The sequence below is a fragment of the Nostoc cycadae WK-1 genome, from assembly GCF_002897135.1.
Taxonomy (GTDB): Bacteria; Cyanobacteriota; Cyanobacteriia; order Cyanobacteriales; family Nostocaceae; genus Nostoc_B.
Genome location: NZ_DF978448.1, coordinates 56,392 through 67,871, shown reverse-complemented (window position 1 = coordinate 67,871; position 11,480 = coordinate 56,392). Strand labels below are relative to the sequence as shown.

Genomic DNA, 11,480 nt, shown 5'->3' with positions numbered 1-11,480 from the left:
TACTTTCCCACAATTCTTTTTCCCTTCCTGATAATCTCCCTCCCCACGTCCTTTCTCGTTCACAATAGTCTATGCACTTTGCATACTCTCTCAGGAAGGTACACCTTGAATTTTCAATCCGTCATTGCCTCTCTTCACCACTTCTGGCGCGATTTCGGTTGCTTGATTGCTATACGATATGAAAGACACACCACATAGAAAAGCAGAACTTACGCAACGAAGGTTGTAGCATTACCCCAAGTATTTACTTCTAAAGGAGTTGCAATTAACTAAGTTGATCATGTATTGACGGAAAGTGTTGTAGAGCCAACTCACAGATCAAAACAGGGAATTTTCTCAGTTATGACAGAATCTCATAAGTGTTTGTGAAGAAATTTCACAATTACTATTGATCATCACGAATAACTATTGGCTGCCAACTTTCGCTAAATTGGAAAAAGATAGACTTAAGGAAATGTTAAATGTCAACACAACTGTTACTGGTAGATGATGAACCAGGATTGAGAGAAGCTGTGAAAGATTATTTACAAGAAAGCGGCTTTAGTGTTCAAGTTGCCAGTAACGCTCGTGACGGCTGGGAGTTGATGGAGCAGAACACGCCTGATTTGGTGATTTCTGATATCATGATGCCCCAAGTGGATGGCTATCAGTTTCTGAAGCAATTGAGGGAAGACCCTCGCTTTCAAGCACTACCAGTTGTCTTTTTAACTGCTAAAGGGATGACAGGCGATCGCATTCAAGGCTATCAAGCTGGTGTTGACGCGTATCTACCTAAGCCCTTTGATCCAGATGAGTTAGTAGCAATAGTAGAAAACTTGCTTTCTCGTCGTTCTGCTAAACCTACCTTTACAGGCGAAGACAATGAAACTCCAGATATTGCTGAACTAGCCAATCAGATTGCCCAAATCAAAGCATTATTAACGCAAAGAAGCGCGATTGCTCAATCTCCGGCTCCCTTTAAAATTGATTTGACCCCCAGAGAACAAAGCGTTTTAAACTTAGTTGCTGAAGGGCTGATGAATAAAGAAATTGCCCGTCGCTTAGAAACAAGTGTTCGTAATGTAGAAAAATATGTGAGCCGCTTGTTTAGTAAAACTGGTACAAATAGCCGTACAGAGTTAGTTCGTTTTGCACTAGAACACGGTCTTGCTAAGTAAACACTTCATCATAATTTTTAGATTTTTGGTTCAGCATCACAACTCAACTACTGTTTCAAGAATCTCCAGTAAAACTACTTGCACATAGCACATGGGTATAAGTAAGTCGTGGAGAAAATTTATAAGTATGTAACAAAAATTAAGCAGAAGAATTAGAGTGAAATTTTACACGTTGGGTACTGTAGTTTCCTTTCTCTGCTCTAGATTGAACTCCATCAATCACAGCATACGCAAGGTCTAACTCGTCCTCAAAACTTTGAGAAGCTAGTTCATCTTGTTTGAGGTGTTGCCACTCCAGTTCAATCGGGTTCATTTGTGAACAATATTTAGGTAAAAATGAAGGTATATAACCCCATTTCTTCCCATTTTGACCATAACTGCTGTACCTCTTTAGACCGATGTATCGGGCCGTTGTCTTGTACAATTACTCTGATACTTCCTGTTTGTTGGGCTTCGGCTGCTTCAAGCTCCATCCTCTGTATATTATAAGATTTGCGTGAAACGCCACCAATCACCAAACCATAGACAAAGCTAATTAAGGATTGAAGAAACCCAATAATACTTAACCTTCGGCCTCGACGCTTACTCTGCTCCAAGCGTTTTTGCTGACCTCGGAAGTAGTAACTGTAACTCTGTTCACTCCAAGCACAAAACCCTGATTCATCCAAATACTTTAAATCTATTTCGCCAGCCGCCGCAGCCAATTCCAGCATTTCTAGGTCTGCCTGTTTGATTTTCTGTACTACTGGATCTTGCTTTCCTTGGTGGCTCTTTCTCGTTCGCTTCCAGATGACCCCCTTTTTTTCTAGAAGCGCAAAGTTTGCTAGAGAGGGTCAGATATTCAAGTAAACTAGGGAACACAGAGAATATGTGGTGCATGAATGGCAAGAAAAAGCCCTCAACCAAAAGCGACATCATCTGAAGTACTAGAATGCGTGCAACAGAATTGTCCGAGTTGCGGCAAACCCATGTGGAATGAGTACAACAATCTGCGACGTGTGAGAACTCTTAAAGGAGTGATACAACTACTGTTGAAAATTCGCCGTTGTCAAAATAGATCTTGTGAGCGTTACAAAATTAAGTATCGACCAGAGCAGGAAGGTTCGTGGGCATTACCACAACAGGAATTCGGGTTAGATGTGATTGCACTGGTAGGAGCGTTGCGCTATCAAGAACACAGAAGCATACCTCAAATTCATCAACAACTTCGTAATCGCGGTGTAGAAGTAAGCGAGCGAAGCGTTATTTACCTGTTAGAAAGATATGACGAATTGGTCGCACTGTGGTTAAGTGACCACTCAAGACTTAAAGCCATCGCCAAAAAACAAGGGAGATTGATATTAGCAATTGATGGGATGCAACCGGATGTTGGGCATGAAGTACTATGGGTGATTCGAGATTGTTTATCAGGAGAAATAATACTTGCAAAAACCTTATTATCGTCAAGAAATGAGGATTTGGCCGCTTTACTATTAGAGGTGAAAAATACTCTTGATGTAAAGATTGATGGGGTAATAAGTGACGGACAACAGTCAATTCGCAAAGCTGTGGAACTGGCATTACCTGGAATAGCTCATGGCTTATGCCATTTTCACTCTTTTATTGGAAGCAGCCAAGGTGATTTATGAAGCGGATAGGCACGCCAAGAAGGAACTAAAAAAGCAGGTTCGGGGTATACGCCAGATTGAACGTAGTATTAATGAGTGTGACCAAGCTACGTCTGAAGTTGTTCGTGGATATTGTTTAGCTGTACGTGGCTCCTTGACGAATGATGGTCGTCCACCCCTAGACGCTTCTGGATTAAAACTACAAGAACGTCTAAGTTTAATTGAAGCAAGTCTAGAACGGGTGGCTAAAAAAGGGGCTTACCAAAACCCTTAATCAAGCTCAAACAAATTGTTTCCAAAGGACTGGAACAAACAGCATCTTTATTTGCTCCAATTACTGTTGCTTATAACTGGATTTATCAAGCCGCAGAGATTCTGAACAACGAAACTGGCCTTGATGCAATTGAAGTCAAACAAAGTTTTCAATCTTTACTCGATTCCATGTCACATCAGAAAGGTAAAGCAGATACTTTAGAGCCTGGTATTACTCATTTCTTAAAGATTACTCGTAGTTATTGGTCTGGACTTTTTCATTGTTATGAGGTTGAAGGTTTACCTCGAACCAATAATGACCTTGAACAGGCTTTTGGTGTTTTACGACATCATCAACGTCGTTGTACTGGTCGTAAAGTCGCTGCTTCATCAATTGTAATTCGAGGCACAGTTCAATTAGCTTCAGCCATTGCTACTGCACTTCATTGTTTTACAGCCCAGGATTTGGCTCTCTTTTGCGTACAGAATTGGCAACAATTACGCTCTGATTTACGCCAACATCAACTTCATCGCATTCAACAACTTCGATTCCGTCGAAATCCTGAAGCTTTCTTGGATACTCTTGAGACGTTACTTCTCTAGCAAACTTTGCTCTTCTAGTTTTTTTTAGTACCTGCCTTAACCAGTCAGGACTCAATTTTACTGAGCGTTCTTTTTCTAATTTTTGGGCTAATTGAAGGCTGTTATATGTACGTGGTTCTTGCTCTAAACATTCTTCCAAAAAACCATGTCAGCTTCCACCTACCTTGATTTTCCTCCCCGCCCTGGTTTTTCCCACCGTCCCTCTAAACCTAACTTCTCTCATCTATGCAACACTTCTCTAACCGTTTGCGCCGTCCAACCAAAATGAGATGGTATTTTCTCTACGTACCAACCGTGTGCGCTCAATCTTATGGCTTCTGCTCTGTCTTTTACTTTCTGTGGTACATCTGCCGTTCTCAAGTTGAAAAGAGTTTTGTCTTGTTTTGGAGTCAGAAATACCCTTAAACGGCTACCCATTTCACTGTTACTGTGGTAGATGGATTATACGTATTTGACTATCTTTACATAGTTTGGGTTTTTCGCCCTGTTTTATTTAAGAGGATGTTTATTAAGAAGCTAGAAAGCGCAATAAAACCAAGCTTAAGCGCGATGCCACCATAAACACTGATTATAAGCAAAGGGCTGACTTGAAAGCATAGAATACTAAATTACGGATGCTGAGTAAAAATACTCAACTCTAAGCTTCTAACGCCTAGCTTTTTTATTGATTGTTGGCAGACACTGACCTAACTACTTCCGATGCTGTATCAAAAATTCTTTTGCTAGATCATTAAAACTCAGAATTTCGGTTATGCTTCAAACTAAAATTGCTCAAATACATTAGCTATCAATAAATATTTGCCAGATATTTGAATTATTCCAGTAATTAACAAAAATGATCAATGTTCAATGCTTTTTCCTCACAAAGCAACACCCTGGTTAGAAAAATCATACTGGTAGATAAAACTTTATAAACTGTAACCTGCTTTGAAAACAAAAACATCAATGTATTTGGTTAGCTACCAAAATATACCCTTGGTGCATAAGGAGCAACGCTAACAGAGATAATTGATGAAGTTTTTACCAGAGCAACATAAATTTAAGCTTGCAGCTTCGTAGTGAGGTTAAGAAAACAGCTTAATAATGCTATGGCATAGCATAGGTAATGAGCAAACTTCAAAAATTACCGTTGCTATGCCTACTATTGAGTATTATCAACAGCATTGCGTAACCGCATTAGTTGGCGACGCATTTGCGGTGAGGCTTTAAATTCCGAGACCTCCTGAGCCTTAACAGAAGCTTGTAACGTCTCTAAAAAGTCATCAGACCCTTCAGTCAAAGCGTCTAGTAGTACCTGCAACAATTGTTCCCGATCGCCCAAGAGGCTCTTTTCCTCAATCAATCTAAATTTGAGATGTATTTCGCACTCATAAACACCTACTTCAATATTATTTATTTGGCGTGGTAATGCTTTCGAGTTCATAGTTTTGTAGATTTCTTTACTTGGTGGTCATCTGGGTAGGGACAATAATCTTTAACGAACATCCTTTATATTTTTTTTGAATCCATAGTGCTGAAATTAAGAATTTTTTCAATTTATCCCGCTATGGATTTCATTTCTATCTCCTGTGTTTTTTTAGCTAGTCTTTCACGGCTTAAGTTGTGATCTTCTTCTGACAGAAGTAGTTTAGGTAAGCCATCACTATTATTCATTTTTTAAGATTCCATACAATAAAGTTTCTGTAAGAAGTTGTTCTACCTTTTTAAAGGTTTTTACATCAACTTTATCTTAACGTCAATAACAGTTCGAGTTGTTACTGAGTTTTTAGTAATTATACGTAAGTAAATCTGCTGTCTTTTTTCAATTTAATTAAACGTAGAGGAAGCTTCACCATAATTACGTAAAAACACTTGATGTTAGTTTTTTTCATCAACAACTTCAGGAGACTTTGATGAATAAATATATTAAGAGTAAAAAATTGCTTTTTAGTAGAAAAATATACAGCACTTTACAGCTTAAGATTAAGTACAAAACAGAGAATTTATCTGCATTAAGAAGTCTCAATTTTGTGTATTAAACAAACGGAAACTGCTGGGGTTAACCTCCAGCAGTCAAATAATCAAGTAAAAATTTAGGTATAAAAATAAAAAATAAACATTTGAAGCAATATATGTATATCGGTAGATCGGTTAAATTATTAATCTGCACAAAAACAAGTTTTGGAGTATTCCCTGCGTTTACACCAAAGAGTTTCAGCCAAATTTAATTTAGAAAGAGGCAGGTGCAGAAGGAGAATAATAATTAACGACTGACTAATTAATGAAAGCTTATGGATAGAGCAGATTTAATGACTGGGCAACCGTCTACAATAATTTCAGTGTAATCAACTTAAACCTTACACCATTCTATGGACAATCCAATGCTGCTCAAGTCCACAACCCGGCATATCCGCATTTTTGCGGCAGAAATTGACCGGGATGGCGAATTAGTTCCCAGTAATCAAGTTTTAACGTTGGATGTTGACCCAGACAACGAATTTAATTGGAATGAAGATGCTCTACAGAAGATTTATCGTAAGTTTGACGAATTGGTCGAATCTTCTAGTGGTGCAGACCTGACAGACTACAACTTACGTCGCATTGGTTCAGATTTGGAGCATTATTTGCGATCGCTCCTGCAAAAAGGCGAAATCAGCTACAATCTGTCTGCTCGTGTTACCAACTACAGTATGGGAGTTCCACAAGTTGCCTTAGATGAGAAGTAGTAGCAAAATGTACAGGAAGCACAGAAGTACAAATCAGAAATTGCGGGTACTCCCCATAACTCAGCAGTCTAAACAGAAGTTGTAAACTCAACTTTTGTCTGTGCATTGGTCTGTTTATTCAATAGTGATGAGTTAGGAGTGATAATATACATCACTCCTAACTATTTAGAGAAATGAGGTTGTCCCTGCTATTTTGAAGTATGGTAAGTGATATTACTTTTTTTCTGTCTAAGATCTGACGCAGTTTTGATTACTACATATATTATTCAGTCAATTATTTGGCAATCACCAAGCAAAAAATTAATATTTTCACGTTTTAGTAATATTGAAATATATTGCCTGATATAAAATAAATACCTTCTATCTAATAATTTGGCTCAAATGCTTGATCTCAGCTTCTCTTGCATATTTTTAGAAGGAAGCATAATTTTTGGCCTTTACAAGCCAGCTACAAGAACTTGCTGATTGATCTCAATGAACAAAAATTTACAACCCCTAGAGATTTGATCCTTGCTCTAGCAGAGTGATAACTGCAAGTTAGCTATTTTGATAACTAACTTTTTAATTCTTAAATAAATTTAATTTAAACTTTGTAACTGCTCACCCAATATAGTTCAGTAAAGCACGTCAGCTTGGTTTAAATTGAGGTTTATAACTCAGTTCAATGCGTAAAGTTGGATGTTTTTCACTCTAACTAAACTATATTGATCTATAAACTAAAGAAATATCTATCTGTATTATGTGTCGCTTTCTAATGCTCTAATTGACTGACAGCAACCAATTACACATAAGTTAAGGTTAAGCTTTGTTGACAGGGTTTAAAGTTAGTTGTTATGGCAACGGAAAGTCCTAGAACAATAAAAGTTATGATGAGGCTGTAGAATTGGCCAAGGAGTGTGATATTTGCATAAATTTCCTAAACCAAGTATTAGCATTGACTGGTATTTCCCAGCTAGAATCATGATCCCCAGTTGGATGCGTCTGTTTGCAGAAATTAAGAGCAGCCTAGTTACTGCTCACTGCCTATGCTTTTGAAGAAATTGCCAATCGCTAATCAGTGCGAACACTATGGAAAATGATGCGGCAACCCTCTACTGCCCAAATGAACTTTGTCAGGCGGCTAATCCCCTGACTCATAAGTTTTGCCAACGATGTTCTACACCCTTACCCAAACGATATCTCTGGGTTGTGGGTGATGTTCTAAATGTGGGTAGTCCTGGAGAAATATTAGCCGATCGCTATTTAGTCCTAAATAAATCTGTGGTTTTAGATACTAAGCCTGGATTACTCCCTCAAGGATTAGAAACAGAAAAAGTACAAACTATCAGAGCTTATTTAAGACTAATCCCCTACAGCTTGCATATACCGCAGGTGTATGGTGTGCTGTCTCTAAAGGATGGACGCTCTCACAAAGAAATTTTACTTTTAGAAAAACCGCCGTTATTAACAGAACCAACAACAGACTCACAATTAAGGTTATGTCCCCAGTTAACTACTGCTTGGCGCACAGCTACATCCATGCGTCAAATGAACTGGCTATGGCAATTAGCTCATCTGTGGCAACCCTTGGTCAGTGAAGGTGTTGCTTCTAGCTTAATTGATACGCACATATTAAGAGTAGAAGGGTCTTTAGTCCGCTTATTAGAATTACGTTCTGATACCTCAACAGCACCAAAGTTATCACATTTAGGCGATTTTTGGCAGCAGTTATTGCCAGATACCAAACCAGCGATCGCAGAATTTGTTAACCAAGTGAGCAGTTATCTGATTCAAGGAGAAATCAATTCACCTGAAGTACTAATCTCAGTTTTAGACCGCGGATTAGCAGAATTAGGGGAATTGCAATCGCCAAAAATTAAGATTATCACTAAAACTGATACAGGCCCTAAACGACAACGCAACGAAGATGCCTGTTACCCACCCAGTGGCACACTGTTGAGTAAACCTCCACAAGCTACAGCCTTGGCTATTGTCTGTGACGGAATTGGTGGACACGAAGGCGGTAATGTCGCATCTAATTTAGCAATTGAAACAATTCAACAGCAAGTACAACAACTCACAAAAGTTCCTTCTAACCATATAGAACCATCACTGTTGCTGGCAGACCTAGAGCAAGCTGTGGCAGTTGCCAATGATAAAATCAGCCAACGCAATGACAGTGAAAATCGTCAGGGTAGAAAACGTATGGGTACAACCTTGGTAATGGCATTGCCAGTGGCCCATGAAATGTACATTACCCATGTTGGGGATAGTCGCGCTTATTGGATTACACGGGATGCTTGCTACCAAGTCACCCTTGATGATGATGTTGCTTCTAGGGAAGTACGTTTGGGATATGCCATTTATCGTGAGGCTGTGCAACAGAGTGGATCTGGTTCTTTGGTTCAAGCATTAGGAATGAGTTCCAGTGCAGCGTTACATCCAACAGCACAGAGGTTTATTCTAGATGAGGATGCTGTTTTTCTGTTGACATCTGATGGTTTAAGTGATTTTGACCGTGTGGAAGAATATTGGGAAACAGAAATTTTACCAATTTTGACCGAAGAAACAGATTTAGTAACAGTGGCTGACAAATTACTGGAAATTGCTAACACCAAAAATGGCCATGATAATGTGACGATCGCTTTAGTTCATTATCAAGTTCAGTATGTTGAGCCAGAGCTAACTCTCAAAGCAGTTATTGTTCAGCCTCCTACCATCACAACCGCCAAAGTTACACCTAAGCCGCTGCAACCTACCTTACTAGAAGACATTTCAGAGCAAAAAACTTTAATTCCTAAAAATAAGCCTAGTTCTTTTCAGCAACTACCACTCCATTTAATTGTGCCAATGATTATCGCGATCGCCGCAGGTTCTTTAGGGCTGCTGGTGCGTGGACTGTTTATGTCATCACCGTTATTAACGACAGATTCTAGCCCTACTTTACAGCCAACTCCTGCTGCCACAAATGCGCGATCGCTCAATAACCTTGCTTCGGGTTGGGTAATTACTAATAGCCAAGCAATTACTTTGGATGATCAGAAGTTAGAAGCTGGTAGTTTTCTCCAAGTGGTTGAAGTCGAACCGGGAGATACACCCAATGCTCAGGAATCTGTGATTAAATTGCGGCTTTGCCCTTCTGAAAATACTTTATCTCCTCAACCTGACAAACCACTACGTGTCACCTTAGCTCAACTCCAACGTCCAGGCATCACGGTATTAAAATCAACCGACACTAGCAGTTGTGATAATTTATCCCAACCCCCAGATAGTGAAACTCCTGCGTCTCGCTAAAGTCCAGGAAAATAATATCAGTGAAAATGCGACCAATACTCGATAAACTTGTAGAAGCCTGGAATAATACATTTAATAACCAGATTTAAAACTTCCAGGCAAAAAGTTTTCCTCATGGAAAATTGTTATCGCAAGTCCTTGGTTTCTACCTTTTAATTTAAAGAACCCATGCCATCCCTGAACTTAGCGATCGCCCGTCTCATCAATACTGGCACAGATAGCTTTGCCATTTGGGTGGTCAAAGCCCCCTATCCTAGTGGCTATGTTCTGCGTGACTGTGTATGGCCTTCAGAACTAAATCAAATTTGGCAAGAGTGGCAGCAAATGTTTGCTGGACACAGCGGTTTAAATGTTACAGCCAACACAGCACCACAACCTGCAAACCCTCTCTCGTTTAACTTAGGTTCGACAAATTCTGGTCACATGCCTGGTTACGGTGGTCGTCTAATGCAATACTTAGGGCTATATTTGTGGCGTTGGGTATTTGATGGGCCAATTCTCAATAGTCTCGAACGCAGTTGTGGAATGGCGATGGGACAGAATACACGTTTGCGCTTTCAACTAGAAATTCGTGACCCAGATTTGATCGCTTTGCCTTGGGAAATTATGCAGCGCCAACCCGGACAATCAGCAATTTCTCTCGCCCAAGATTTGCTGTTTAGCCGCACCACAAGTGAAGTTGAACCTTTGCCATTCTTACGCACGGATCAGGCTATAAATATCTTGCTGGTTTTAGGTCATGATGAAAACTTGCAACTCGAACAAGAAGCAATTATTTTGCAACAAATTCTGGAGAATAAACCGCAAATAAACTATAATTACTCAGGATTTGCTCCTTGTATGGTGAAAACGCTGATTCAACCAACGCCACAAGAGTTGATTCAAGAATTAGAAACTAAGGCTTACAATGTCTTTTTTTACGCTGGTCATGGATTGCCTGGCCCAGATGGAGGACTGTTGTTTTTACGTCCTAGCAAGACACTCAATGGCATAGAATTAGCGCAAGTATTAACTCGGAGTGGACTAAAATTAGCTGTTTTTAACGCTTGTTGGGGAGCGCAACCAGCAGCAGTTAATCACCAAGCAATTCCCGCCAGTAGTTTAGCGGAAGTACTAATTCGTCATGGTGTACCAGCAGTTTTGGGAATGCGAGATGTAATTGCTGACCATGAAAGTCACAGTTTTATTAAAGCTTTTGCGGCAGCTTTGCGATCGCGCAAGCCAATTGATGAAGCTGTGGCGGAAGCACGACAAGAAATGTTAACACTGTATAAGTTCAACCAACCGGCTTGGACTTTACCAGTTCTGTATTTACATCCAGATTTCAATGGCGAACTTGTTAAAAGCATTGATGAGGGAATTACAGAGTTACCAGATATTTCAATTGTCAATATAAATATTGCTACTTCTAAAGCTTGTTTGCGATCGCTTGCCCCAGGAGGTAGAACTTGGTTTTTGCGAGCAGGTGTAACGCGCATTGGTCGTACTCAAGACAATGATATTGTAATTCCCGAACCATCAGTTTCTAAGCGTCATGCCGAAATTTTATGCCGAAATACTTTTGCTGGCACTACTCCAGTACAAACTTATTATTTACAAGATCTCTCAACTTACGGCACAACTTGGTGTTTAAGCTCTAATGGTTGGCAACAAATCCTTCGGGAGGAAGTACCTTTACAATCTGGTAGCAAGTTAAAGTTTGGGAATTCTAGCAATGAAACTTGGGAGTTTGTTATTGAAAATTAAGCATTCTTTCAGGATAAAAATTGCAGTGAATTGTATACTTCCTGCCTTATGCTGGCTCTGACATAATTTTTCTGATTCAATTGCTAAATAAAATCAGTTTAATTTTTGCGGAAATTGTAATTTACAACTTGTAGCAG

The 11,480-nt window shown here is 39.5% G+C and carries 7 protein-coding genes and 2 pseudogenes; 5 read left to right on the top strand and 4 right to left on the bottom strand.

Annotated elements, in window-relative coordinates:
• Window positions 1-461 precede the first annotated feature (461 nt).
• On the top strand, window positions 462-1,157 hold the full coding sequence (locus NCWK1_RS27310; RefSeq protein WP_096584658.1) for a response regulator transcription factor: 696 nt from the start codon (window positions 462-464) through the stop codon (window positions 1,155-1,157).
• A gap of 139 nt (window positions 1,158-1,296) precedes the next feature.
• Here NCWK1_RS27310 and NCWK1_RS27305 read toward each other — a convergent pair whose 3' ends face one another.
• Both NCWK1_RS27305 and NCWK1_RS27300 read right to left on the bottom strand, forming a co-directional pair.
• Entirely contained in the window at window positions 1,297-1,470 is a 174-nt protein-coding gene (locus NCWK1_RS27305; protein WP_222838821.1) for a hypothetical protein, read from the bottom strand.
• Window positions 1,462-1,960 (bottom strand): annotated as a pseudogene (locus tag NCWK1_RS27300) (transposase); the annotation flags it as partial. The gene NCWK1_RS27305 and the pseudogene NCWK1_RS27300, both read right to left, overlap by 9 nt.
• 165 nt (window positions 1,961-2,125) lie before the next feature.
• On the opposite strand from NCWK1_RS27300, the pseudogene NCWK1_RS27295 reads away from it, so the two are divergent.
• Window positions 2,126-3,619, top strand: a pseudogene (locus tag NCWK1_RS27295) (ISNCY family transposase).
• Between the two features lie 219 nt (window positions 3,620-3,838).
• Here the strand turns inward: NCWK1_RS27295 and NCWK1_RS30645 are convergent.
• Together NCWK1_RS30645 and NCWK1_RS27285 are read right to left on the bottom strand one after the other, a co-directional pair.
• Window positions 3,839-4,036 (bottom strand): helix-turn-helix domain-containing protein, encoded by a 198-nt coding sequence (locus tag NCWK1_RS30645; protein ID WP_096574825.1) that lies wholly within the window; start codon window positions 4,034-4,036, stop codon window positions 3,839-3,841.
• 724 nt (window positions 4,037-4,760) lie between these two features.
• On the bottom strand, window positions 4,761-5,042 hold the full coding sequence (locus NCWK1_RS27285; protein WP_015113073.1) for an Npun_R1517 family heterocyst differentiation transcriptional regulator: 282 nt from the start codon (window positions 5,040-5,042) through the stop codon (window positions 4,761-4,763).
• Between the two features lie 925 nt (window positions 5,043-5,967).
• On the opposite strand from NCWK1_RS27285, the gene ndhM reads away from it, so the two are divergent.
• The 3 genes from ndhM (at window position 5,968) to NCWK1_RS27270 (ending at window position 11,343) form a co-directional block, all read left to right on the top strand.
• A complete protein-coding gene (gene ndhM / locus NCWK1_RS27280) occupies window positions 5,968-6,324 on the top strand; it encodes an NAD(P)H-quinone oxidoreductase subunit M (RefSeq protein ID WP_096574827.1) in 357 nt (118 codons plus the stop codon).
• A 1,068-nt stretch (window positions 6,325-7,392) separates the two neighbouring features.
• Window positions 7,393-9,597: a PP2C family protein-serine/threonine phosphatase gene (locus tag NCWK1_RS27275; RefSeq protein ID WP_103126854.1), complete on the top strand. Its 2,205-nt coding sequence runs from the start codon at window positions 7,393-7,395 to the stop codon at window positions 9,595-9,597.
• Between the two features lie 168 nt (window positions 9,598-9,765).
• Window positions 9,766-11,343 (top strand): CHAT domain-containing protein, encoded by a 1,578-nt coding sequence (locus NCWK1_RS27270; RefSeq protein ID WP_103126853.1) that lies wholly within the window; start codon window positions 9,766-9,768, stop codon window positions 11,341-11,343.
• The last annotated feature ends 137 nt before the right edge of the window (window positions 11,344-11,480 follow it).